The organism is Stenotrophomonas sp. 78350_Sma, assembly GCF_056482105.1.
In genome coordinates this window covers 985,063-1,008,927 of record NZ_CM151182.1, presented here as the reverse complement: position 1 = coordinate 1,008,927, position 23,865 = coordinate 985,063, and the positions used below count along the sequence as shown (strand labels likewise).

General features: G+C 63.0%; 22 protein-coding genes. 2 read left to right on the top strand and 20 right to left on the bottom strand.

What is annotated here, in order from left to right:
• The first annotated feature begins 171 nt into the window (after positions 1-171).
• Entirely contained in the window at positions 172-837 is a 666-nt protein-coding gene (locus ACZK4H_RS04560; RefSeq protein WP_099603920.1) for an SOS response-associated peptidase, read from the top strand.
• Between the two features lie 213 nt (positions 838-1,050).
• The gene (locus tag ACZK4H_RS04555; RefSeq protein WP_143570818.1) at positions 1,051-1,914 is read left to right on the top strand and encodes a hypothetical protein; all 864 of its coding nucleotides are present in this window, start codon (positions 1,051-1,053) and stop codon (positions 1,912-1,914) included.
• Here the strand turns inward: ACZK4H_RS04555 and ACZK4H_RS04550 are convergent, their stop codons facing one another.
• From ACZK4H_RS04550 to ACZK4H_RS04455, 20 genes are all read right to left on the bottom strand, one after another.
• Positions 1,915-2,148, bottom strand: coding sequence for a hypothetical protein (locus tag ACZK4H_RS04550; RefSeq protein ID WP_099603922.1), 234 nt, complete (start codon positions 2,146-2,148; stop codon positions 1,915-1,917). It abuts the gene before it with no gap.
• Positions 2,138-3,163 carry a hypothetical protein gene (locus ACZK4H_RS04545; protein ID WP_241898473.1) on the bottom strand — a complete coding sequence of 342 codons (1,026 nt, stop codon included), beginning with the start codon at positions 3,161-3,163 and terminating at the stop codon, positions 2,138-2,140. Before ACZK4H_RS04545 ends, ACZK4H_RS04550 begins: the two co-directional genes overlap by 11 nt.
• 1,169 nt (positions 3,164-4,332) lie before the next feature.
• A complete protein-coding gene (locus ACZK4H_RS04540; RefSeq protein ID WP_099603923.1) occupies positions 4,333-5,334 on the bottom strand; it encodes a hypothetical protein in 1,002 nt (333 codons plus the stop codon).
• Positions 5,331-8,936, bottom strand: a complete 3,606-nt coding sequence (locus ACZK4H_RS04535) for a hypothetical protein (protein WP_099603924.1) — start codon at positions 8,934-8,936, stop codon at positions 5,331-5,333. Before ACZK4H_RS04535 ends, ACZK4H_RS04540 begins: the two co-directional genes overlap by 4 nt.
• A 3-nt stretch (positions 8,937-8,939) precedes the next feature.
• Complete coding sequence (locus ACZK4H_RS04530; RefSeq protein WP_099603925.1) at positions 8,940-9,356, bottom strand: hypothetical protein; 417 nt, start codon at positions 9,354-9,356, stop codon at positions 8,940-8,942.
• Positions 9,356-13,105: a coiled-coil domain-containing protein gene (locus tag ACZK4H_RS04525; RefSeq protein WP_099603926.1), complete on the bottom strand. Its 3,750-nt coding sequence runs from the start codon at positions 13,103-13,105 to the stop codon at positions 9,356-9,358. Before ACZK4H_RS04525 ends, ACZK4H_RS04530 begins: the two co-directional genes overlap by 1 nt.
• Positions 13,098-13,748 carry a hypothetical protein gene (locus tag ACZK4H_RS04520; protein ID WP_099603927.1) on the bottom strand — a complete coding sequence of 217 codons (651 nt, stop codon included), beginning with the start codon at positions 13,746-13,748 and terminating at the stop codon, positions 13,098-13,100. Before ACZK4H_RS04520 ends, ACZK4H_RS04525 begins: the two co-directional genes overlap by 8 nt.
• A gap of 71 nt (positions 13,749-13,819) precedes the next feature.
• A complete protein-coding gene (locus ACZK4H_RS04515) occupies positions 13,820-14,620 on the bottom strand; it encodes a phage tail tube protein (protein WP_099603928.1) in 801 nt (266 codons plus the stop codon).
• A 13-nt stretch (positions 14,621-14,633) separates the two neighbouring features.
• A complete protein-coding gene (locus tag ACZK4H_RS04510) occupies positions 14,634-15,116 on the bottom strand; it encodes a hypothetical protein (RefSeq protein WP_053451664.1) in 483 nt (160 codons plus the stop codon).
• On the bottom strand, positions 15,109-15,453 hold the full coding sequence (locus ACZK4H_RS04505) for a hypothetical protein (RefSeq protein WP_053451663.1): 345 nt from the start codon (positions 15,451-15,453) through the stop codon (positions 15,109-15,111). Before ACZK4H_RS04505 ends, ACZK4H_RS04510 begins: the two co-directional genes overlap by 8 nt.
• A complete protein-coding gene (locus tag ACZK4H_RS04500) occupies positions 15,450-15,941 on the bottom strand; it encodes a lysis system spanin subunit (RefSeq protein WP_099603929.1) in 492 nt (163 codons plus the stop codon). The genes ACZK4H_RS04505 and ACZK4H_RS04500 overlap by 4 nt, the downstream gene beginning before the upstream one ends.
• Positions 15,938-16,276 (bottom strand): hypothetical protein, encoded by a 339-nt coding sequence (locus ACZK4H_RS04495; RefSeq protein ID WP_053451661.1) that lies wholly within the window; start codon positions 16,274-16,276, stop codon positions 15,938-15,940. The genes ACZK4H_RS04500 and ACZK4H_RS04495 overlap by 4 nt, the downstream gene beginning before the upstream one ends.
• Positions 16,273-16,704: a structural protein P5 gene (locus tag ACZK4H_RS04490; RefSeq protein ID WP_099603930.1), complete on the bottom strand. Its 432-nt coding sequence runs from the start codon at positions 16,702-16,704 to the stop codon at positions 16,273-16,275. Before ACZK4H_RS04490 ends, ACZK4H_RS04495 begins: the two co-directional genes overlap by 4 nt.
• Before the next feature lie 80 nt (positions 16,705-16,784).
• Positions 16,785-17,150, bottom strand: a complete 366-nt coding sequence (locus ACZK4H_RS04485; protein WP_053451659.1) for a DUF2190 family protein — start codon at positions 17,148-17,150, stop codon at positions 16,785-16,787.
• 22 nt (positions 17,151-17,172) lie between these two features.
• On the bottom strand, positions 17,173-19,149 hold the full coding sequence (locus ACZK4H_RS04480; RefSeq protein WP_199157844.1) for a prohead protease/major capsid protein fusion protein: 1,977 nt from the start codon (positions 19,147-19,149) through the stop codon (positions 17,173-17,175).
• Positions 19,150-19,151: 2 nt separating this feature from the next.
• Entirely contained in the window at positions 19,152-20,642 is a 1,491-nt protein-coding gene (locus tag ACZK4H_RS04475) for a phage portal protein (RefSeq protein ID WP_099603932.1), read from the bottom strand.
• A gap of 1 nt (position 20,643) precedes the next feature.
• Positions 20,644-20,859 carry a phage head-tail joining protein gene (locus tag ACZK4H_RS04470; RefSeq protein ID WP_053451656.1) on the bottom strand — a complete coding sequence of 72 codons (216 nt, stop codon included), beginning with the start codon at positions 20,857-20,859 and terminating at the stop codon, positions 20,644-20,646.
• A 79-nt stretch (positions 20,860-20,938) separates the two neighbouring features.
• The gene (locus ACZK4H_RS04465; RefSeq protein ID WP_199157845.1) at positions 20,939-21,256 is read right to left on the bottom strand and encodes a helix-turn-helix domain-containing protein; all 318 of its coding nucleotides are present in this window, start codon (positions 21,254-21,256) and stop codon (positions 20,939-20,941) included.
• Positions 21,253-23,178, bottom strand: a complete 1,926-nt coding sequence (locus tag ACZK4H_RS04460) for a phage terminase large subunit family protein (protein WP_099603933.1) — start codon at positions 23,176-23,178, stop codon at positions 21,253-21,255. The genes ACZK4H_RS04465 and ACZK4H_RS04460 overlap by 4 nt, the downstream gene beginning before the upstream one ends.
• Entirely contained in the window at positions 23,175-23,819 is a 645-nt protein-coding gene (locus ACZK4H_RS04455) for a hypothetical protein (protein ID WP_099603934.1), read from the bottom strand. The genes ACZK4H_RS04460 and ACZK4H_RS04455 overlap by 4 nt, the downstream gene beginning before the upstream one ends.
• Positions 23,820-23,865 lie beyond the last annotated feature (46 nt).

Genomic DNA, 23,865 nt, shown 5'->3' with positions numbered 1-23,865 from the left:
GTGCCGGCGCAGCGCTGCTCACGCGCCCCCGGGTTGAGCAGCCTGCGGCCCCGGGTCCGGCAAGGTCAGGATGCCCGTCTTGGCCGGCTGACACCATCGGGCGACCTCGCCCTGTTGTGTCGGGCTGTCCCTACACGCCCCGGGCACGGCCAGCCGGACTACCCTGCGGCCATGTGCGGCCGATTCGTCCAGCTCCCCGTGATCGACTTCGGCCAGCCGGGGCTGGCTGACCTTGCCCCCGGCCTAGCCGAGATCCAGCCCAGCTATAACCTGGCGCCGACACAGCGCGCATCGGTGATCCTGGACCGAGGCGAAGGTCGGCAGGTCACCCGCCTAGCGTGGGGCCTGCTGCCGTTCTGGGCCAAGGCCAAGGGCCTGCAGGGCTCGACTATCAACGCCCGTATCGAGACCGTGGCCACCAAGCCCGCCTTCCGGTCGGCTTTCAAGAAGCGGCGTTGCGTGATCCCTATGGCTGGCTACTACGAGTGGTCGGTGAACCCGGAGGACGGGAAGAAAGACCCATGGTTCATCCACGCCACCGAGCCGCTGCTGGCCGCTGGCCTATGGGAGGACACCAGCCCGCTGCTGCCCGAAGGCAATCTGGGCACCTTCACAGTCATCACCGGCGACAGCAGCGGCGTCTCAGCCGACATCCACGACCGCATGCCGGTGTGGCTGCAGGCCGGCCAGATCGATGACTGGATGGCCGCCAGCCCCGACGATGCCATGGCGATGCTGCTGGCTAGCTCGCCTCCGTCCATGGAGGCGTATAGGGTCAGCCGCGCGGTCAACACACCACGAAACAACCGCGAAGACCTGCTCCAGCAAGTTGCGTGATGCCTACAGCAGGGAGGCCTGGCTGTCGTCCCAGCTCTTGATGATCAGCTCCCCGAACTTCTTCGGCGCCGGTGGCGTAGTCGAGCTGCAGCGGCACCAAGTCGAAGCCGGCGAACACCTCACCGGTCACTGATGATCACCGATTGCTCATCTGATAAACCACAGGTGGACGTTAAAGTTTTAGTGGTGTCGGCCGCTGGCCTGTGAACGATCATGGACGAGGACCAACAAGAAGTGAACAAGCCAGCAGTCAACACGCCTCTCCACCGTCGGGCGCAGAAGCGCAATGTGCTCGGCATCATCACGACAGTGGCCGGACTAGCATTTTTATCCTGGGCATACAAACAGTGGCGACTTGGAGTATCAACTGCGCCGCAAAGTTCTCGCACCCGGCCGGAGCCGGCGAAAACGCACACCGTGGAAAGCTCAAGTAAGGCCGGCCCATTACTACCCACCATGCCTGAACTAAGGCGCTCTCTAACAGACTTCCTGGGCACCGCCTTTGCTTCATACGTTTCAGTAGGAGTTGCGGCCGGGCTTCTCATAGTTGCCGAACTTTTCCTCCGAAAAGATATGGCTAAAGTGGCTTCACAAGCCTTGGCCGGGCTCTCCTCAGTACCCTTGATGGCTGTCTCAGTTGCACTCATCTCGGCAAGCTCACTTTTGCTTATTGCCATAACAGCGGGACTCCAGCTGACCTGCGCCAAAGGTGCAGCCTTCCTCAATAAGTCGTTCAAAGAGATAGTTACTTTCTCGACACAGCTTCCCTTCGCAATAGCGGGGGTCGCCTTGGCGGCAGCCGTCAAACGAACTGTCACCTTCGGCGACGCAGCCCCCCTCTACTACCATCTTTGGCTAGTTGGCATCTGTGCCGGAATAGCAATACTGGAGAGGATTATCGCCTACTTGGTAGACCGAATTTGCCGCGCGGATAAAGACGTTTACCAACGGATAGGCACAGTCGCTATCGCATTGATAGCATTCGGCCTCTTGCTGATAGCCGCGTTCAAGGTCATTGACTGGGGACACGTCACTGAACAGGAGAAAATCTGCCCAAAGATCGACGCAAGAACATGACTAAATCTTGATCTCAATCACCGGAAGGTTGGGAGCCGCCTCGACCAACCGACCACCGCGAACCCAGACGTTGTAGGGGAAGGCCTGCTGCAGCTGGCCGAACGCCCGCATCTGTACACCGTCATACGTCGTCAGCGTGCTGGTGCCATCACTGTTGTGTGCGGTGACGGTCGCCAGCAGTCGAGGGTTGCTGCTGACCAGTTCGCCGAATTGATCCCAAAGATCAGTCCGCATCGCTGTAGTGCCTCTCAAGGGTTACGGTCTGCTCGATCACCACTGCCTGCTGATCGATCACAACATCAACGCGCAGCGACTCGCACTGCCCATGCCATCTCTCCGCAGCGCCAACGACCTCCACCAGGTCCAACGGCATGATGGGACCGACCTCACCTGGTCTAAGTGGCTTGGGAAACAGCGGCATGGTGAGGTCGACAGCGGCTTGCTCACCGCGATCGCTGAGGATGTTCCGACCGCGCTCGGCGCCGGCAGCAGCAACATTGATCAGCGGGCTGCTGACCTGTTGCGCGAACAGCTGACCTGCCTCGCCGTCCTTGCGCACTTTGCAGGTGACGCCCTTCCCAGGCAGCTCACCGGTGACCACCACCGCATCGTACAGCGGCGCGCTGCGCATCTGGAGGCTCTCAGTAAGGACGATGTCCTCCTGCACAACATGGTCAGGAGGTGATTCCCTCCAATGCCACGGGCTGACTGGATAGCTGGCCCTGACCCGCAACACCGGCTGCGCTGGATCGGACTGCACCACCGCGCCACTTGCCCCGGCCAGGCCACTGATGGCATCGAGAGGCGTGTTAGCGTCGTAGAACCACGCACCCGCAGGAACAATCCAGTCGACCGTTCCGTACTGGCTTGTGAACCCCGTATCGGCGAGCTCCTCCGCCACCAGCTGCGACACGCTCCGATCATCGCCGGTGACCTTCACCCGAGCTGGCGCGTAAGGCGCGGCGAGAAGCGCAGTGCGCGACCGGCCACTGAGGCGTACCGCCCCATCCGCGAACTCGCGCTGCTTCTGATAGCTCTCCACGATCCCAGTCCAGGCATGGCCATTGAGCACAACCTCGAACTGGCGCGGGCCCGCCGCTGTGGGTTTCAGGAGATCCAGCTGCGCCGGATCGGCAAGCTCAAAGTCAAACGTCCAGCCCCATGCGCTACGGCCCGATTCCAAGGTGATTCTTGTTACTTCGATCGGCATTCGGTCCGGCAGCCGTACGAATGAGACGGTGTTGATCACGACATACGTCCTTCGTTGCGGGCGCACCGCGTAGCACGCGGCAACGCCGAGATTGAGTGGAACAACCCCGAAGCCACCTACCACCGGGCAGCCCAAATTCAGTCCGACCATGTTGCCGGCCGGCCAACCGGGCTCGGGATCAGGATCGGGTGGAACTGGAGGCCGCACTATCCATGGAAGCTTGGCTGCAGTACCCCAGCGCAGCCGCCAAGAGCGGGGCAAACGATCCCCACACCCCCAGGTCCCCCGCCATTGGCTTCGCGCTGAGTTGCTTGAAAGCCAACGCGCATCTGTCGACGCGCTCACCTGCCCCCGCGAAGACCAGCGCAGAGCGCCGCCCACGCCGAGGATGCCTGGCGTGCCCCATCGGGACAGTAGCGACACGCTCTCGAAGTCCATGGACCGCCACGGCTGGGCATTTGACCTCCGAAGGATGCCCTGCGAAGTCCGCCACCGCAGGGTGCCTCCACGGCTCAACAATGGAGTAAGACCCCACCCCATGGCTGTGGCTCTCCCCTGCAGGCGCGGCGCGCGGCGCCAACCGGAAGAGGCCACAATCGATGCACTACCCTCGCCTCCCCAACCAACCAGAATCATGGCTGCGTGCGGGCGAGCCACCGACCATGAGAGCGAGGAATTCGTCCGAAGGTAGGCGCGCTCGGGTTCCGGCGGCTCCTCCGTCCACCAGTCGACGCCCAGGTTCAGGCCGACCAGGGCACCGCCCGCCGCAGCGAGCGGGCCCAGGTTCAGCACTACCCTGTTGCCCAGCTGGTCCATTCGCTACTCGCGCGCCGCCGGCGCAATCCAGTCCTGGATTGCGGCATTCTGCCGACCGAGGTCATCGAAGCCGATGACCGTGAAACGGAATGCCGGATGGAGACGATCTACTCTCCAAGTGCCGTCCGCGCGGCTCATCGTGGACGCCACGCAAATGCCACTGCCGCGCTCAAAGACCATGATCCGGCCCTGAGCGGGCTGGTTCAGAATGCGCAGCCTCCCGTCTGGCTCAGCTGGATCGCTCGTCTTCGGCGCCTCACCGGCGAGATAGCCGGGCCCTGCCCACGCTTGTCCAGAGGAACTTCGGCATCCAAGCAGTACCGCAGCACGGGGTACGTTCCAGGTAACCCGCGCCCACCTCACGCCGTATCGCTCTGAAGCAATAGCCATGACTAAGCCCACGCGTTAGTGATATCGATCAGGATCTGGCCGGTGTACGTTTCGCTGAAGCCACCCGCGAAACTATCGACCGTCACGCACTTCGCCAGAAGCTGGGTACCAGCTGGCAACCCATCCACATCGGTAACAACGGTCATCTCAGGGAAGGGCCGGCGATGGATGGGAGCAAATGCACCAGGCAAAAAGCCGCGTGGCTGCATTGCATTCTCAAGAACATCGACGGGCGAATACAGCAGCCCACCGTTGCCTGCATACGGATATGTCGGGTAGTTCGACTGGCTACCCAGTGCAACACCGTTGGTGGTGGCAGCTGACGCCGAGACAAACGCGCGAGTAGAGCCAGGAACTCCGGACATCGACCGACCAATGAAGGCGGATGTCTGCGTGTCCGCGCTTCCAAAATCACTCCATGCTCGCGCTCTGAACCCGTAGCCAACCGTGCTACTTGCTTCGCTATCGCTTCCTTTGTAGGAAACAGTGAAGTGATGCCTATCTCCTGGCTTCATCGACGTGATGTCACCAGCATAGTGGCCGTGCGTGCCCGAGTACCCTTGCGTTCCGTAGTTGCCGCCAGTGTCAACGAACAGGTAGAAGAACCGCTCCGTACCGATCGCGATCCAGTGCCGGAGCGCGCCGCTCGCGACGTTGGACTTCTCCCACATTGATCCATTCGCTTTGAGGGCAGCCGAGGGGGTCGCATCCTCCCCCGTGTTCAAGTCGCTCATGGACGAGTACCCACGCAGCAACGCCGATCTTGCTGCGGTGTCATCCACCCTCAGAAAGTAACCAGTGCCGAACGACTGGGAGTTCTGATAGGCACGAATATTTACCCCACCGAATCCCTTCTTCCACCCGAGGCCGTCCTTTCTTCCCGCGCCGACGCCATAGCCATCGACCAGGACGGCATCGAGCAGCGCGATCAGTGCGCCCGGCACACCTGAAAGCAGCGGAGCGCCTGGATCGGTGCTTCGAAAAATAGTTGGAACGAGACTCATGCTTGAACTCCTGCGACATTGCCAATGACCTGGAAGCGAGTCGAATCCACGACGCTTTCAGGTGTACCTGGGAGCGTGGTCCGTACCAACCAGATCGGCGCCAAGCCGCCGACTGTGTTGAAGCGAACCACATTGTTGGTAGACCACCCGGAGCCCCAGCCTGCTCGAGGGATCGTGAAGTAGGGGCGGCCCGTGCGCGGATTGGTAGGTGCGCAATCGGCGGTGACCGCCCCTGCCGTGATGGTGCCGACCGTCTCCCCCATCACCTCGAACGTCGTGGAGCTGTTGAAGCGAATCGCCCATCGCTCGGTAATGGCATCCGCGTTGGTCACCACCAGCGGATAGTCGGTGTCATTGAACGTGCCAGGTGCGGCGCTGCCGATCAGCAGGTCGCTCCACACACCAGTCCAGGCTGCCTGGTCGAACAGGTTCACCGTGCGTGCCTGCAGATCGAGTGACCCGTTCGCCTCGCCAAGCCGTAGCGCAGCACTGATCATCGCCTCCCCTGCAGGGAAGTCATGCGTAAGCCCACTATTGAGCTCAATCTCCCCCGTGATCTGAGGCTGCACCACCAGCCGGCGGTCCTCGACACGCTCACTGATCACGATGGGCAGGGTATAGGCGGACAAGTTCAGGGGGTCGCTGAAGGTCAGCCGACCCAACGCGGGATCCACTGCATACCAAGCACTGTCGACCGGAGACCCCTTGGAGTCCCTGACCTCGACACCGGCGATCCGCGTGCGGCCGAAAGGCACGACCTGGCCCGCCTGCGGCGACGTGACGCTGTGCTTGGCTGTGTGATGAATCAGCACCGTTTGGCCGGGCTTGAATGCCGGCACACGGCCATCACTGGGCAAGCGGACCGACGACAGGCCGATTACCACCTCGGAGAGCGGAATGGACCGGTAAACCACCGCTCCCATGTAGATTGAGCCGGCTAGCACTAAGGCCGGGCGCCAGACCTGGTCGCCTTCCACTTGGCCGGGATCGAACCACGTTTGGCCTTCATTACCGGCGACCGGCACCAGCTGACCGAACTTTACCTTCGCAACGCCGCTTTCCCAATCCACGTGGCCGCGGATCTGGGCGCTGGTGATGTCACCGTTGATGTCAGCTGTCGCCGTCAGCAGCTCGCCGTCCAGGCGGTTGGCACGCAGCGTGAACATACCCGGACGAAGTGGTGAGCCTGGCGCGCGGAAGAAGGAGTACGCCACGCCCGGGTCAGCGATCCGGGTCAGCAGCGAAAGCACCTGTACGGTGTTTCCGCCACCGGGCTGCCACTGAGTGAGGTTCACCATACCCGACGTGTAGTCCACAGTGCCGGCGTAGACGCCGGCTCCAGTCTGTGGGTCGATGCTGTGGTACAGCCCACCGCTCCGATCGATGTAAGTCCTACCACGGAAGCCAAAGCGCACGCTGCCGGGCACAACACTGTCGCTGATAGTCGGTGTCAGCTGCAGCTGCATGGCGGGCAGCGGCAACGATTCCTGCGCCTGCTGCGAACTCTCCCCTGCAAGCAGCCACGCCGCAGACATGATCGTGCCCGCCGAGAACTGTGAAAGCACGTCCAGTCGGCCGTACCCTACAACTCTGAGCCGCCCGGACCTGTTCTCGTACTGCGGATAGGAAACCTGGCGCACCAGGAACTTTCCGGCCTGCACGGACACCGCGCCGGTGCTGTAGTTCACGGAACCGAGCACCGTCGTAGATGCTGTGTCGCCCACCGAGACGGCCACGATGTTGCCGTTCCCGTCGTCCTTTGCGACAACCCGCATCGGCTGAGACGCAGACGTCAGGTCGTCCCGATCACGGGTAACGCTGACCAACCAATCGAGAAGAACGGAGCCGGCGCGCACCGGCCCCTGAGGCAAGGTGAAGGAGACGATGCCTGACGCGTCCGGTACCGGCTGCGGAGCAGCATGCAGCGGCTGCCCCCAATCGTAGGTGATTGCCAGGCGACTGTCCGCATCCGGCAGGGTGCCAGGCCGCAGCGATACCTCACCCGTCGAGTACGCGATTGACCCGCGCACCTGACCGCCGATCAGCATGCCGCCCACCCCATTGTCGGTGACCGCGACGTCTGCACCACCGATCCGCAGGGTCATGCTGACGGTGCCCGGGACAGCCGAGCCCTCGCCCAGAACGAAGTGCAATGCCGGCGGCTGGATGGCCGCATCCCCCACACGGGATTCAGCGATCACAGGCGTGCCCCACGCGGCGATGATGCTGCTTTTCAGGTCGGGCAACGCACCAGCAGTGAGCACGATGGACCCAGTCGAATAATTGACCGTGCCACTACCCTGCCCCGGCTTGCCAACAAGTTGCCCCCGACCATTGTCGGTCAACCGAATCCAGCGACCGAGTGCCCGGTAATCCACGATCACCGTACCAGGCGCAGGCAAGGGCGTCGCTTGGATCAGCCACACCATGCCTTGGTTGTTCTGCGTCACCGCGATCTCATCGGTAAAGCCCTGCATAGGGATCGCGCCGGCCGGGGTCGCCGTGACACTGATAGAGGTGGCGCTCGCGCCAGAAGCATGGGTGACAGAGATCACGCCCGCCTGATAGTCGACCGTTCCGCCCCAGGGCGTGACCGCCACCGAGGTCAACGATCCGGAACCATCGTCGGCAAGCTCCACGCTCCCGGCGACTACCTTCACGCTGCCGACGGCCATTCCTGTGCCCAGGTAGCGGGTAACCGGTACGCCTGCCTGGAAGCTGGACGCAAAGTTGAGCGCCAGGCTTCCCGCCGCGCCGGAAGGAACGAAACTCATCATGCCCAGACCGGCAAGCACGTCGCTCACCGGGGTTTCAGCGGTAGACGTGGGTACGATTGGCACGTACGGCGTGTCCACCAACACGGAGAGATCGCCGGGCTTGCCAGCAGCAGTAAGGCGCTTCACGCTGTGATAGCTGTTGGCATCCACCACGTTCGTATCGTAGACACGGGTGGCCGGCTTGCTTGCGGTGTAGCGGACGACTTCCTGGCCGTAGAAATTCCGCAGCAGGGCATTCACCAGCTCAATGACCAGAACGTCCCGCTCGAAAGCCCCCTGATCGTCCGTGAAGGTTCGGGTCGTGCGCGAGAGCACCGACTTCACCCGCACGTACTGCTCGCCCTCATCATGCCCCGAGCTGGCAGGCGTCAACAGCGACAGGTTGTCATTGATGTCAGGGCTTGGCGCATCTGCGGTCGTGTACACCAGCAGCGTCATCTGGCCGATGAAGTGGTTCCCCATCAGAATGAATCGCGACTCGGTTCCACGGGTGATGTAGCTCTCAACCCTGTTCTTGGCGTCCAGGCGCACATCACTGTAGGACCCCGTTGCGAACATGCTCACCGTCACCTTCGGGTCAGACGGCGGCTCAATGAGGACGCCGATAGCATCTTTCAGCACATCAACGTTCGAAGTGTCCACGTGCACAAACATCTTGCGCAGCGTGGCACGGCCGGTAGTCCGCTCCTCATCGCCGATGTCAGGGAAAAGATTGTTCATGGCGCCGTCCTGGACTTCTGCCTGGATCATCCGGCCACCACCATCCGGATTGTCTGTGAGGCGCTGCGACTGGCGAAGCTTGATGTCGGTTGCGGAAATGGGCATTAGTTACACCGTCATGAGGCGAAGAGTGATTGAGAAAAGGTCCGAATCCAGCGCGGGAACAGCGAAGCGAGTAGGCTCGACCTCGATAGCTGGCCCGTCGACACGACGCCACCGAACCTGGAAAGTGCGATCGCCGCCGTTATGGGCTGGCATAACCAACTCCAGAGGCGACAGGCGCGCCTCGCCCTCACTGGCCTGAAGTGCGCGGACGGTGGACAAGGCAACCACACCGACGTACGCAGTGCCGTCGCGGGTTGTTTGAAGCGTGATGGGGCGACCGGCCTGCCGCGCGGACTCCTGCACGATCATTGCCCCATTGAGGCTGTTTCGAACCTGCTGGCCCACCCTCCACGCCGTGAACTCATCGGTCCACTGGAGATCGGCCGGCAGCTCTATCCCGGCGAGCAGAATGCGGGTCATCAGCGCCGCCCCCTGACCGAAACCGAGCGGCTTTTCTGGACAGCGGTCAGCACCATCGGCGTCACCAGGTTCGCGATCCTCTGGGCCTGCTGGAGCTCTTGGGCGGTCGCCCCGGCCACCACTTCTTTGCTGGGCACTTTCCAGTCGATGATCAGCACTTGTTCCTTGTCGGCGCCTGCCTGTATCCGCTCCGCATCGAGCTTCGCCTGAGCATCTGCCTCGGCCTGAGCGGCCCTGCGCCGCTCCTTCATCGCATCGGCGGCCGCACGATCCTGCTCGGCGCGCTTCCTTTGCACCTGGGCTTCCAGCGCCGCGACCTCGGCAACCTCCTGTTTGCCGAGGAAGTCGTACTGATACTCCAATCGGCTCTTTGCGGAGGAGGCAAACTCGTCCTCGGTCTCCGCCAATCCCTGAAGCTCTTTCTTGTACGCCGCAAGCTGCTTGCGCTGGGCGGTGACCCTATTGAGGGCATTCGCGAACTGTTGAAGCGGATTCGGACCACTCAGGTTGCGCATCGCCTTGAGCGCTGCATCGGAAACCTCGCCGATGCTGAACGCCATGCTCTGGGCCGCTTTTCCAGCGCTGCCCATCTGCTGTCCAGACTTCTCCGCTCGATTGCCGAGGTTTTCCATCTGATTGCCAGCTTGGGACGTTTCCTGAGCCAACTGCCCCACGGCCTGCCTACCTTCCTGCGCGCCGGCCTGGACCTGCTGCATTGCAGATTTTCCGCTTCCGCCCATCTCCTTCAGGTGCTGCCCGGTCTGAAGGATCTTCCCCTGCACCTCGAGCTGTGACTCCACCTGGCCCCGGCGCCAGCTATCACTATCGGCCACCGCTGCGCGAGCAGTGCTCGCATAGGCCTCGAATGCACGGCGGACATCCTCAATGCTGGCCTTGCCCTGCGAAGCGCCCCGTTGGATCGCCTCAAACGCTGCCTTCGCAGAATCACGGGCATTGTTCAGGGATTCTTGCGACTGGATCCCGAGGCGGGCGAACTCATCGGCCAGAGGGTCCACCGATGCCTGGATGTCACGAATTCGGGCGTTGAGTGCCGCTGCAGAACGCGCCGCCGCGTCGAACCCGATTTTGCCCTGCGTTCCCGCTGCTTCGAGCAAGGCGCCCAAGGCCCTCGCCTCGTCCAGCGTAGCGACCTTCCCAAGGGCTGCCTTGAACGCCTCTTCGATCTGAACGCCGGTGGCAACAGCGCTCTCGGTTACGGCACCGAACGCGGCGATCGCGTCCCGGCCGGCTCCGGTGAACTGCACACCCAACCTGGACGCGGAGACGCCCAGCTTCTCCATCGCGGCAAGCAACGTCGTCTGCAGGACTGCGGCTGCATTGGCAGCACTTTGAGGCAGCGCCTCAAATGCCGCCTGGGATGCAGCCTGAAACCTTGCCAACTCCTCACCCGAGAGCCTCCGCAGCGATTCCAGAAGCCCATCCCGAACATTGCGCTCCGCAGCCGCGCCCTGCGACGCTACATAGCCCAGCGCCGTGCCAACGGCGGCCAAGCTACCCGTATCAGCAAAATTGAGCCCCGCCATCATCTTGCTGATCGAATCGGTGGCCAGGCGCGCATTGCTCTGCACGCCCTGAAGCTGCTCGACCACCAGCTGTGCCGCGCCCCCGATACCACTCTTCATGGCATCCGCAGCGATGTTCACCGCCTTGGAGAGTCCTGCGTATCCCGTAGACACGGCCAGCAGCTGCTGCGTCACAAGGCCAAGTTCCTGCAGTTGAGCGGCCGTAGCAACGCCAGCCTTTTGCTGCATCAGCAGGAATCCCTCTTGGGCTGTCAGGTACTGCTCAAGCCCAGCCAGGCGCTGTGCATAGGCTTCCCGCTCAGCCTGCCCCATTCGAGCGACTTCCTCAGTGGTCTTAACCACCACGTCGCGGTACTCAATGAACGAGACGGCCTGGCGGCGAAGCTCCAATGCGGAGTCCCGAACCTGGCTGATGTACGCACGCTGCGCATCGCCGGCTCGCTTCAGGGCAGGATCGTGCTGCTTCCAGATGTCCTGAGCAACAGTCTTGAGGACGCCAAGGCCACCCATCGCGGCCTCCAGCCCCAGCACCGATACCGCGATCGGAACTGCCTTCGGCAGGCCCCTGAGCAACAGCCCAAAGCGCCCGATGCCAGAACTGCCCGCGGCAACTGCAGCGTTGTTTGCCAGCTGCGCGCGCGTGGTCGCAAGCAACGCCGCCCTCCACGCGTTCAGCTGAAGGAGCGCGCCTACCACCTTGAACTGAGTGTAGGCCGCAGCCATGAGGCCAATTACACGCGCATGGTCAGCCACCCACCGCGTAGCCCCTTTGACCGCCTCCGCCATCCCGATAATGGCCTGCGAGGTCTGCTTGGCCCAGCGGGTAAGGCTCCCATCCTGCGCCAGACGATCCAGTGTCGCCAGAAGCGTCGTCAGCTGATCCTTGAAGTAGGCAAGCACGCCCTGGTCCGCGACTTCCTGCTTCCAGTCCTTGAAGCGATCGGTGGCCTCCTTCCAGAGACCCGCGATCGTTCCGACCTTGGCTGCCGCCGCTGCGCCACCGTAGGACTCGGTGAGAAGGTCGATAATGATGGTCTGCGCCTCTGCAACGCGACCGGTTGCCTCGAGGTTCTTGATCAACTCCTTCTGACTGTCGGACAGGGTGAAGCCTTGCTTGCTAAGACTCTCCATCGCCTTCGATGGCGTCTGCAGTGCCTTGCCTACGATCTCCGCCGACGACTCCAGTGACAAGCCAAGACGTTGGGCCTGGTCAATGGTGATTTGCATCGCGGCGGGGAACTGACTGCCGACGATGTTGGTATAGGACAACATGCGCACCATCGCACTGTTGACCTGCCCTCCATCGAAAAGGCCTGTCTGCAGTTGCTTACCCAGCTGCAGCAGCTTCGCAGCAGTGAACTCACTGCTACGGCCAGCCGCCTGGATGGCGGCATCGAGCTGGTTGACCTCCTGCTCCGCGTCACTTCCTTCCGTGATGATCGACTTGATGCCTTCAACCACTCGGTTCAAGCCGACGAACGCGATCGCGCCGGCGGCAAGGCCCTTCAGCTTACCCAGCCAACCTGCCGCGCCTTCAGTTGCCCCGGCCAGGTTCGCGCTCCCAGCAGCAGCATCGTCAGCACGCTCGCGGTACTCTGCCAGAGCCCTCTGCGCTGCGCGGGTCGTCTCCGCCTGCTTGCGCATCGCGGCGTCGTCTTCCGCGAGCTGCTGCGTGCGACGGCGGTTAGCGGTGGCCTCATCGCTGACTGCTTTTGCCTGCGCGCTCAGTGCCGCAGTGGTACGCGCCGCCTCGGACCGCAGGCGCTGCTGGCTGCCGGCCAGGTCAGCTGTACTGACCCCCAGCGCCGCCAACTCCGAATCTACCTTGCTAACTTCGGCCCACTGCTCGTTCAGCGCCCTCTTCAGGCGCTCCCCTTCCTTGCGCAGATCGCGCTGTGACGCCAACACCTCGCGCGACGGCTTCTCCATCTCACCGATGCTGAGGCTCAGCTCAAGCGCCGCCCGCTGGTTGGCGTTGAACTCCCGCTCCAGCTCGCCCAACTGGTCCAGCATCGCCTCAAATGCGTCGGCCTTTGCCGCAGCCGAGGTCAAGCCCGTCAGAGAATCGAGCAGCTTAGAAGTCTTTCCCGCCGTCTCGACCGAGACATCACCCAGCTCGCCAAATGCCGAGCGCAGGTCATCCACACCTTCGCGCCCCTGGGTTTCAATGACAACCCTGATTGCTTCTTCCAGCCGGTCAGCCATTGCTCTTTCCATTAACGCGCCACTGGCGGCGCAACTCAGCCAGGTAGGTGGTGTGAAAACGTTCGATCAAGCGTCTGCGCGCTGCGAGAGCCCGGCTGTTGCCGTCAGCGCCTGAGAGCATCTCGAAGGGGCTTGGGCCCCGAAGAATCCGAACGGGGCCTCGCCCCGCCCGCCTTTGGGTCGCACGGTCCCAACTTCGCACGCGAATGGCCCTTCGGCCCTTGATTGTGGCGATGAACGCTCCGTCATAAGTCCTGGTCTCGCCGAGACCGATGCTGGCCGTTGCGCCGACCGATCGCCTGCCAGCCCAACGGCCACCGAATTCGATAAGCGAGATTTGCCGGGTACTCGCCCAGATCGAAAGGAAGTCGTCCCTGCCGCGCTTGCCCGTCGAGTAGCCGCGCTCACCGGTCTCCACGCGGTACTTTCCCCTCAGGGCGGCCGCGCGGATGTTGTAGGACCCGCGCACCTCCTGCGTGGTCGCAGGGCCTGCCCGCCGCTGCAGGCCGATGAAGGCCCTTTGCACTGACAGGTCGTAGCGGTTAAGAACGTCGCCAGCAAGATTGGTCAAGCCATGGAGGCCCTTCGCACGGCGCCCGCTGACGAAAAACTTGAGCAGGTTGTTGTTGCGATTGGTCGCCATGGCACCCTTCCTAGTTCGAATCGGGAGGGCGCCGTGCTGGCGCCCTCCTCATGCTGGAGTCAACCCGGCGATCAGCCGCCTGACTGCGCCGCGATCTTGAAGGTGTACAGGTCGCTCTCGCCGGCCTGGAAGATCACCGGGCCGGTCAGGGTCACCTGGATGGGCTCATCACTGAACCAGTCCACGTCACCGTCCACTGTCAGGTCGACGTTCGGGATGGTCAGCAGGCCCTCGTCACCGCTGATGCGGTCCTGCATGTCGCCCAGGATCTGGAAGGATTTGCTCGGTGTGGTGCCGCCGCTGATGGCGGTTTCCAGGTACGCGTCGTACTTGTAGTTCGCCACAACGGTATCGCCCGCCTGCAACTGGCCGCCGGACTTCGGAATCAGCAGGCCGTGCGCCGGATCGAGGGTGTAATCGGTGCCCTTGACCAGGTCGACGGCCCCCTTCTTGAAAGTCGGCTCGGTGTCGGCCAGAAGGAAGTTGTGCGGCAGCTTCACCGGCGTGTCCACGCTACCCACGGTCACGGAAGCGTCGGTGGCGGTGCCGGCGGCAACCTGGGTGGCCACCAACGTGCCGTACAACATGCGGGCCAGGATGGCCGGCGGCACTTCCAACGCGGTGATCGAAACGCTGGTGACGCCGGGGTTCGAATCCTTGTGGATGATCTGCTGATAGCGCGCATCACGGCGCTTGCTCTTGATCTCCACCGAGTCGCCGGCTTCGTAGCTGAACGTCAACGACGACTGCTCCAGGGGCTGATTTCCGAACTTGTCAGTGGGCTCGGGGATGACGGGAATCCTGGCGCCGTTCGCGCCGTGCTCCCAGAAACGCAGATCGCCTGCGAATTTACGGACCTTGGGCTGTGCCATGGTGGTGCTTCTCCTACGGGTTGGGGACGGGCTCAAAGGTCTCGGTCAGACCAGCCCGCGCGGTGATCTGAGCGACGACAGCGGAATGCCCTGCGTCGTCTTCCAGGGATGCCATCTGGGTTTCAAGCAGATCGAAACTGGTAATGCCCTTGGGCAGCGTCTTCACGTTGAACGTGAGCGCGCGGATCAAGTCGTGCCTGGCACGGTGCACAAGCAGCCGCGGATTCGCGAGGTTGCTGGTACGCGGGACTTCGAACTCGATGGTGATCGCGGCATCCGAGGTAACCTGCGCGCTTCCCCCACCACTTCGCGACAGTTGCCTGACAGAGATCAATGTGGCCGGGCCCTCGAAGTCTTCATCAACTTCGCTGTCGTCAACGACGATCAAGCCGGTGCCGATGTCGGTGCGGAAGCCAGCACTCTCCCGGATCAGCTCCACGCGGCCGCGCAGGAACTCGACCAGCTGCCAGGACAGCGGCTCGGCCAGGTCAACCACGGTTCACCAGCCACCGGCTGCGGGAGCCGTCGTCGCTGAGCTTCTTGCTGTTCACGAACACCTCCACGCCAAGCCCGCTCCCTGCTACTCCCACTTCCAGGCGGTCGCCCTGCTCTGGCTCAACGTCAGCACGCAGGTAAGCGATCTCGACCCGCCCGGCAACGAACTGACGAAGCTCACCGATGGTCTCAACGTCACGGGCGATGTAAACACGGACGTTTGCCGTCACCGCACCGTCCTTCTTCGCTGTATGCGTACCAATCGACGCCATGCCGGCAACGGCGAAAGCTGCATGCAGGGAAGCATCCAGATCCCGCAGGAACTCGACTTCGCTCACTTTGAACCTCCCGTGCAGAGCAGCGCGTATGCCTGCAGCGCCCTCACTTGTGCGTCGCACTGGGCTGCGGCGCCAATAGCTCTGCCCGCACTCTCAATTCGGTCGTCGGCTCGACCATCAGGCTGGCTGGCGGCAGCGGCGGCTGCGGACAGCTCGGCGGTGGCGACGGCCGCTTCCCAGCGCTGGTGCAGGCGCTGATTGCCAGCGCGGAGATCAGCGACAAGGCGATCAGAGCCTTTCTGCGCATCGTCCTTTTCCTTTTCATATGTGGCAGCCAAGCGATTGGCTGCTTGAGCACTAGCACGCTCCAGCGCCAGCACAGCGTTTGCATCAGCCAGTGCTGCCGCAGCGGCGTCACGCTCATCACGAGCTTTGTCTCGGGCAGCCGAGGCGATGTCGGCAGCTCGGTGCGCCTGGGCAACCGAACCCCTTTGCCAGATGACCAGGGCACTCAAGCCAAGCAGCAGCGCCAGAAGCACCCGATTCATGACACAGGCTCCTCGACAGGCGGGACGACTACTCCCAACTGCTTCAGAGCTGACTCCAGCGAGATGACCCGAAGCCTCAACCGATGAGCGTCCTCCTGCGCCTTCATGCGCAAGCGAACCTCCTCGTTGTACTGCTTCACCACCTCCGCCTGGGAGGTCTCCAGGGACTTCACCCGCTCAACGAGCCCGTTGAGCAGATCCACATTGGCATCGGTTTCGGTGCGCTCTTTCCGGCGCGCCAGAATGGCACCCCACGTCTCCCTGAGCAGCCACAGCGCGACTGCGCTGGCAGCCAGCCACCAAGGAGCGCCGTTTCCGTCGACGCCCCCGATCACTTGAGCGCCTCGGCGATGCCGGCCGCAACCACGTCCTTGTTCCAGTACATGCCACCGTTCTCATGCTTCGCGATGGCGGTCGCGAGGCGCCCCAATGTCACCGGGTTGTCCAGGCGAATGACTTCGGACGGCGACACACCTACTGCAGTGGCAACCTGCTGGACGTAGGCACCGGTGTCGTTCTCCACAGGGGGGGCCCAGCGTCCGATGATCTCCTTCACCGTGCGCAGGCCGTGCTTGCGCTGGTAGGTGAGAAGGGTCTTCCCCAAAGCACGGAACCCGGCCTGCGGAGTCAGGAACACGCAGAAGCGCTGCTCGCGGGCGATAGCGGCGACGGAACGATCCTCACCTTGCCACGGCGTGCTGGTACGGTCGATGTTGCCAGGATTGTTGTTGCGTACGCCGCGCGGCGTGCTGGTGGTGCCCATGCGATTCCCCGTTGTCGCTGTGGAAGAACCGGCACCGCTCACGCCACCTTGGCATTTCTGAGCGGTGCCGGTCTGTTCGGTTACGCCTTTGTGGCGTTGCCCGGCGAGAGCCGCACCTCGGCCGTCGCCTGACCGGCGGAGCCGGCAGCCCAGGCAAACGCCGCACCAGTGATGTCGCCGGCAGCAGCTGTCGCAGCGCTTCCGTCGAATGCCTTGGCGCTTGCGCTCCACAGGAGCTTTTCACCCTGTTCGAAGACCGCCGTCTGCACCTTCGGCAACGTGAACACGCCGCCCAGGGCCACGCTACCGGTTGCACCGACTGCGATGTTGACCAGGGCAACCCCCAGCTGATGACCGACGACAACCGCCTGACCCGATGCAACCTGCTGTTCGGTGGTGTTGGTCCAGGGGATCACGTCCCCATCGGATACGAAGTTCTGTGCCATGTCTCAGTGCTCCAGTTGGGGATCAGCCGCAGCGCTGCACGCCGCGATAGTCGAGGGCAGCGATGCCGAAGTCGAGGCGAGCCTTCCAGCGCACACCGTCGACGGTGAAGCCTTCCTCGTAGTCCAGGAAGGGCTCGGTGATCCCATCGAGGAATGCGACCTCGATGGCCGGGCAGTCGTTCGGATCGGCGAACAGGTACCACTTGTCGTCCTTGATGCGTGCGGTGTCGACGATGTCGCGGAAGAGACCCTGCACCGCGTTCGGGCGCTGGAGCTTTCCCTCAGCGTCCGGGTCGTACTCGGCCTTGTTGGTGACACGAGCGGCGCTGCCGTACTTGGTCGGACCGAGCCAGAGTGCCGGCGACAGATCCAGCACATCATTCCCCCCCACATCCTTCTGCTGGGCCAGTTGGACGCGCATCGCGTCGACCGAGGTGACGCTCGGCACTGCTGCCGCCAGGATGTTGCCGTGGTCGGCGTGGAACAGCGTCTTGTTGGAATCCAGCTTCGGATTGCTGGCGAGGAACGCATACGCGTCGGCCTCAATGGTCCGCTTTGCGGCACGACCGAAGGCGGTCGCCAAGCCGAGGAACGCACCCAGGTCGTCGTTGATGATCGCCTGACGCGTCAGGTTGATGGTGTTGCCCTTGGTGCCAGCGGTGATCGTTGCTTTCTCGCCGTCCGGGATCTTCTTGTTCTTGAACTCGCCAGCCTCGGTCAGCTTGTCCAGGTTGCCAATACTGCCCACGCGATAGCGCGAATGCTCGCGGAAATCACTGACGGTGCCGGTGACGCACCAGCGGGACCAGGTGTCCGGCGCAACCGCGTAGGCCGCCTGCAGCGCCTTGTGCATCGTGCTTTCGAGCAGCACCGGGAAGTCACTACCGCTCTGCGTGAACGCGCGGCCGACCAGCTCCAGTTTCGCCATGCCATCGGTACGTACACCGCAGCGCTCCAGGCTACGACGGGCCAGGTCCATCAGGGTCAGGCCTCGCACTGGATTGTCACCGGTGAGCGCGAAGATCCGCTTGGTTGAGGGATCGATCACCTGGGCTCGGTGCAGCAGCGCGTGCGTCACAGCGGATCGCTGCAGATCCTGCTCGTCCTCGGTGACGCTGATGCGGTTGATGTTGCCGCCAGCAGCGGCGTCGCGCTGCTCCAACGTGGTCAAGATCAGGCCACGCACGTGATCGACCGAGTGACCAGCGCGAATCCAGCCAGCTGCATGCTCGGTCTGGCCGTGGCGGGTTGCCAGCTCCACGATGTCGGCTGCGCGCGTGTCACCTTCCGGAGCCTGAGCTGCGGCCGGCGCTACTGGAGCCGGGGTGTTGTTGATGGGTTCCTGCTGGACCGCCGATTCGGCGGCGCGGGCGGCGGGCTGAGGCATGGTGTGCTCCTGCGACGATGCGCTACGGGTGAATACACAGGGGGTCCCCTGTGCGGGTTGATTGCTGCGGGTACCTGCTGCCGGGTCGGCCGGCACAGTGACGAAGCTGATCTCGCTCGGCGTCCACTCCACTGCGCGGTAGATCGGCAAATCACCGGGGTTGACCGCGCGCTCGATCTCATAGCGCTGCACGGTGTAACCAACCGAGATATTGCGAATGATTCCGGCACCGATATCGGCGATTACGCCGGCCAACTCCTCGCGACCGGAGAGACGGATAAGGGCGTGGCCTTCACCATTGGAGAGCCAGGCGCGATCAACCACTCCCATCTGTGAGCCGATACCCCAGGTGTTATGGCTGTCCAGGACCGGTGCAGCGCCAGACGACAGACGCTCCATGTTGCAGGCAGCCTCATCAACGACCAGCTCCTCCCAGTAGTACGTGTCGTTCCACCAGTCATAGCGGCGCACTCGGGTACCGGCGGTCCACTGGAGTTCGATCGTGCGTGCCTCGCTATCGAAGCTGGTCGGCTGCAGCTCGGCCTCACGCAACTGCGTGGGCATGAGGCGTGTCGTACCGTCCTGCGTCAAAGCCTGGATTGGCTGGGGCATGGTCATTCCTCGTTGGTTGTTGAGGCGTCGACCAGGCCGGTCCGGGCGCCACTGGATTGAAGGAAAGTCATCAGACCGAGGGCGCCGGTCTCTTTCATCCGCATGAAGTCCTTGCCCATCTCGACGTAGACCGCATCCGGGTCGTAGCCACGCCGACGCAGCGCTTCACTGGGTGAGTTGAGCCCGGCGCCCATCGCTGCGATTTCCGACTCGATGTCCTGCTTGGGGTTGACGTAGTCCCAGCGCGGCGTGCTCCAGTCGGCAGTGCTTCCCGTGGAACGCACCCCACCGCCAAGCGCAGCTGCTTCGTCAAACCAGCGCCAGATTGGCTTACACATCTGCGGGACTAGCACCAGCCACTGCATCTGCTCGCAATCACGACGGAACTCCATCTGCCGGATGCGGGCACTGGAGAAGTTCACCTCACGCATATCACCGGTGGCCGACTCGTACGGGACACCGATGCCAGCAGTAATGATGTGCGCGTTAAACTTGCAATATTCGACGTAGCCCCCTGCCGGCTTTGGCTCGACAGTCTGGAAGGCTGTGGCACCAGTGATGTGGGTGACGCCACCGCTGGGCAGTGGCCCAAGGTCGGTGACCTGGTCGCGATTTGAGCCGAGCTGCGAAGGGCCGTCATCGTCCGCGTTGGACATCGAGTCGATGTCGCCACTGACGATCACACCAAGCCGCGCTTCCAGATTCTTCCGCGCCAGCTCGGCGTCTTCGTACAGCATCAGGTCGCGCACTCGCGCGATCACCGGGGCGAAGCGCGTAATGCCGCGTCCCTGCCCGGGGCGGACGGGGTTGTAGAGGTGGATGATGTCGGATGCCGGCACCAACGAACTGCTCAAGCGTACAGAGCCACGCACCGCCTCACCGGGGTGCGCTCCGAACAACCAGTAGCCTCGAATCCGACCGATCGCGTCGTACTCAATGCCGTTGATGATCTGACCACCGCCCGACGCAGACCCGTTCTTGTTCCCGTCCAGCCAGTCGATCTCCAGTACCTGAAGCTGCAGCGGGACTGCGAGACCGTCCGACTGACGCCTGGTGCGGCGGCGAATCATGACCTCACCGTCCTGCTCCATCGCGCGATACGCGGTAGCCATGAGGCCGTAGATGTCCGACTTTCCATCAGCATCCGCCACATCGGCCCAGCGGCCCCACAGGATGTCCAGCGCGGAAGCGTTTGGACCTTCGGCCTTGGGAGTAATGCCGGTCCCGATCGTTGCGCTCACCAGCACCTGGAGGGACCGCGCGCAGTACGGAACGTTCTGCACCAGCGCCCGAGCGCGGTTGCGCAGCTCGCGGGCGTCTGCCAGGTGATCGGTGTTCGCGCTGGCCCCCGCCCTACGAACACGCCAACCGTCAGTTCGCGAGGCGCCCTCGTAGGCTCTTACCGCATCCAGCGTTGCCCTGGCGCGGTGACGCTTCAGGGCTGCCTGCGGAGAAATGGCGCCGATGACCCTGTCCAGCAGCGAGGCCGCCATGTCAGAAGCCCCTCAGCGTCGTGAAGCGGTAGCGGCGTGTGGCCGACTTCCGTCGGCCAGCCGTCGTGACGGCAACCTCAGCTTCCATGCGGTCCAATGCCGTCAACATGGCTTCGACGGACTGATACGTGATCTGACGATCACCATGCCGAACGGACAACTGACCGCTGGCGATGGCGGCCTTCAGCCTCTGCACATCGTCTTTGGTCCAGCTCATAAGTGAGGCATCCGCGAGATCATGGATGCCAGTTTCCTGATCAAGTGCGGGTGAGTCTCGGGGAACTCACCCGCACCTACTACTCATTGGCGCAAGGCTCATCAAGCAAGCGGTACAGCGTCCGTCTGTCAATCCTGAACCTCCTGCACAGCGACCGTACAGACTCCTGTTCCTGCATCCCTTTTCGGATCTCATCTACAGGGTAGGCACTGATCTGCATGCTGGCAGGGATGTACAGGTCCTGTGCTGGGTACTCTTCGACAAGGTAGGCCACCACGGCCTCCACTACGCTGCGTATATCGTCGCTGTCACATCGCAGGCGCAGCGCGGCGCCGACCGCGAGCTCCTCCGTCAGCTCACTGATTCGTACCTTGTTTCGGACCGTGTTCCTGCTCACCACTGCCTCCCAGTGCTGCGAGGCTGCGCGGGACGTTGCCGGCGAGGCAAGCTCGATGTTTCACGGGAATCGGTACGCGCGGCGTCCTCAGTCACTTCGGCGGGCGTTTCGCGTGGAACGTTCACGCTAGACGGGCCGGCGAGCCTCTGTTCCAGCAAATCCCAATCCGCACGCGTGAAGCGGTTGATTCGAACCTCTGGGTGATGGGTCGCAGCGTAGGCATAGACCCATGTGTCCAAAGGCTCATTTCGAGTCACTTTCTTCTCAAAACGATTCTTCACAGGGTTGTAGACCTCTGACACTAGGCCCGGGAAGAACTCTTCCGGCAACTGGTCGCTGAGGTGGACCATCCGATTCTCGGGCTTGCGCTCTGCATCAGCGGAGAGGCGGCTGTAGAGGTAGTGCTTGGCCGCAACGGTACCCACGTGGTTGATGGTGATGCCGCGCTTGTCAGTCTTGCCCTTCCAGGTGACGTCAGCCAGCTTGCCCTTGGACAGCACGGGAGCGTTGTTGGGTACAGCACCAAAGATGCACATTGGTCGGGTGGTGCGCCGCTGACGGACGTAGTTCTTGACGGCCTCGGTGCGGTGGCCACCAGCGTCGATGGCCACTGCCATCGGCCGGAGCAGCGCGCCATCTTCGCGCTCAATTGCGCGGTTGAGCAAATCGGTCAGGGCTACCCACACCGCTTCCTCGGCTGGATCGCCCTGCAGCTCCACATAGTCCAGCGTCCATGCGGTCATACCCCGTCCCCAGCCGACGACGTGAACAGCAAGACGGTTGTCCTGCGTATCCACACCTACGGTGATAGCCAGCACACCTTGCGGAGCCGAGCGAAGCGCATAGGGCTCGGCACGATCTTTGATGACATTGTGCTTCACTGCCCGCATTGCCGGGTCTTCCCACGTCTCGGCCAGGCGATCATTGACGAAGGTCTTTAGGGAAGCTGGATCGCCCTGCGCCTCCAGCCATTCCTTCACCAGGTCCAACCAGCGCGGCCCCAGGCCGAACTGGTAGTAGAGGCAGTTGATGGTGTAGCCGCGAATGGGCGAGTCAGGGTTGGCCGCGACCCAGCGCCCGTTGGCGATCATCTCGGTCTTGAAGTGTTCCTCGATGGCGACGCCGCACTCGCAGCACGCATACCATGCGTGTCTCTTGTCGGGCGACCACACCAGGCCACTCCACTGCAGCGCCTGAAAATGGCCGCAGTGGGGGCACGGCACGTGATACCGGCGCTGATCGCTCTTGTCGTACAGCTTGGCAATGCGGCTGAGCCCAGCGATGCCAGGCGTGCTGATGTACTGCCGCTTGTAGGTCGTCGGGAAGGACGACGTGCGGCCGTCCAGCATCTTCACAGGATCGTCGCCCGTGGAGAGCTGCTGCGGCGCCTCATCGATCTCATCCACCTGCAGGTACTTCACCGTCGAGGACTTCAGGCGCTGCGGGCTGCCCATGTGCTCCACGAACAGCTGGCCGCCTGCGAAGTCCTTGAACGTGCGCTGGTTGGCGCTGTCGCGGCTGGCAGTGCTGGTCAGTGCCTTCTTGACCGCTGCGCACACCTCGATCATCGGGTTGAGTTTCTGGGCGATCCACTTGTTCATGGACACCTCACCCGGTAGCGCGTACATCATCGGGCCTGGCGCATAGTCCATCCAGTAGGCCATGGCATTAGTCGCCAGCTGGCTCTTGCCGAACTGGATCGGGAACATGCAGACCTGGTCATGTACCGGGCTGCGGGCGGACATGTTGTCCATCGGCTCCCGCAGCGGCGGATTCCGATCCGTCACCCACCGGCCAGGCTTGCTGCCGCTCTTGGTGGACAAGCGCATGTGCTCATCGCACCACTGAGACACGCTCATGGGCCGCCGCGGCTGCAGCGAGCGCGCCAGCACCGACGCCAGACAACTCTGTGCCTCCATCATTCCGCAGCCTCCGCCGCCTTGGCCGCCAGCGTTCGGAAGCCCTCGCTCAGCTCCTCCAAGGCATGGCTCACCTCATCCCAGACCAGGCGCCGGCAACCGGCCTCATCCAGCGTTGCCGCGAGCTGTGGCGCCAGCGTGTCGGCCAGACGTTCCATCGCACCCCGAAACGTCGTTGCATGCTCAGCGAGGAAAGCCTCCACGTCTGCGCGGGGCAGTAGCAGCCCGAGCTCCTTCTGCAGCGCGATGTGGGCCATGTGCGCGTCGGTCTCGGCCTTGTCAGCCAGCGCCTTGGCCTTGCGCGCGGAATCCGGTGTTTGTGGGCGGCCGGGGCGCGATGGCCTGGCATCGTCGTCGTCACCGTCCTCCTCATCGTCGTCGATGTCGGCGTCGAGGGCATTTGCACCCTCCATGCTCCCCACCAGCGAGCTGCCACGCTGATCTGCGTGGCGCTGGGCTACGCCGGCATAGACCGGATCAGCGGTGCGAGCGTAGAGCTCCAGGGAGGCGTTCTTCAGGAATCCCTTCCCGCCAGCACCCACCACCACCCTTCCCTTCTTCCTGAGCTCGACCACGTAGGACGGCTTGCAGCCGATCAGGGAGGCCAGCTCTTTCCCAGTGATCGTCACGTCATCCTCAGCCATTGCTACCCCCCACTCCATTTCCTTCGAAGACCGTTAAAACGGAAAA

What these genes read in the sequence shown, in the direction of transcription:
- ACZK4H_RS04560 (WP_099603920.1), top strand. Translation starts at nt 172, where the DNA reads ATGTGCGGCCGATTCGTCCAGCTCCCCGTGATCGACTTCGGCCAGCCG.
- ACZK4H_RS04555 (WP_143570818.1), top strand. Translation starts at nt 1,051, where the DNA reads ATGGACGAGGACCAACAAGAAGTGAACAAGCCAGCAGTCAACACGCCT.
- ACZK4H_RS04550 (WP_099603922.1), bottom strand. Translation starts at nt 2,148, where the DNA reads ATGCGGACTGATCTTTGGGATCAATTCGGCGAACTGGTCAGCAGCAAC.
- ACZK4H_RS04540 (WP_099603923.1), bottom strand. Translation starts at nt 5,334, where the DNA reads ATGAGTCTCGTTCCAACTATTTTTCGAAGCACCGATCCAGGCGCTCCG.
- ACZK4H_RS04535 (WP_099603924.1), bottom strand. Translation starts at nt 8,936, where the DNA reads ATGCCCATTTCCGCAACCGACATCAAGCTTCGCCAGTCGCAGCGCCTC.
- ACZK4H_RS04530 (WP_099603925.1), bottom strand. Translation starts at nt 9,356, where the DNA reads ATGACCCGCATTCTGCTCGCCGGGATAGAGCTGCCGGCCGATCTCCAG.
- ACZK4H_RS04525 (WP_099603926.1), bottom strand. Translation starts at nt 13,105, where the DNA reads ATGGCTGACCGGCTGGAAGAAGCAATCAGGGTTGTCATTGAAACCCAG.
- ACZK4H_RS04520 (WP_099603927.1), bottom strand. Translation starts at nt 13,748, where the DNA reads ATGGCGACCAATCGCAACAACAACCTGCTCAAGTTTTTCGTCAGCGGG.
- ACZK4H_RS04515 (WP_099603928.1), bottom strand. Translation starts at nt 14,620, where the DNA reads ATGGCACAGCCCAAGGTCCGTAAATTCGCAGGCGATCTGCGTTTCTGG.
- ACZK4H_RS04500 (WP_099603929.1), bottom strand. Translation starts at nt 15,941, where the DNA reads ATGAATCGGGTGCTTCTGGCGCTGCTGCTTGGCTTGAGTGCCCTGGTC.
- ACZK4H_RS04490 (WP_099603930.1), bottom strand. Translation starts at nt 16,704, where the DNA reads ATGGGCACCACCAGCACGCCGCGCGGCGTACGCAACAACAATCCTGGC.
- ACZK4H_RS04485 (WP_053451659.1), bottom strand. Translation starts at nt 17,150, where the DNA reads ATGGCACAGAACTTCGTATCCGATGGGGACGTGATCCCCTGGACCAAC.
- ACZK4H_RS04480 (WP_199157844.1), bottom strand. Translation starts at nt 19,149, where the DNA reads ATGCCCCAGCCAATCCAGGCTTTGACGCAGGACGGTACGACACGCCTC.
- ACZK4H_RS04475 (WP_099603932.1), bottom strand. Translation starts at nt 20,642, where the DNA reads ATGGCGGCCTCGCTGCTGGACAGGGTCATCGGCGCCATTTCTCCGCAG.
- ACZK4H_RS04470 (WP_053451656.1), bottom strand. Translation starts at nt 20,859, where the DNA reads ATGAGCTGGACCAAAGACGATGTGCAGAGGCTGAAGGCCGCCATCGCC.
- ACZK4H_RS04460 (WP_099603933.1), bottom strand. Translation starts at nt 23,178, where the DNA reads ATGATGGAGGCACAGAGTTGTCTGGCGTCGGTGCTGGCGCGCTCGCTG.
- ACZK4H_RS04455 (WP_099603934.1), bottom strand. Translation starts at nt 23,819, where the DNA reads ATGGCTGAGGATGACGTGACGATCACTGGGAAAGAGCTGGCCTCCCTG.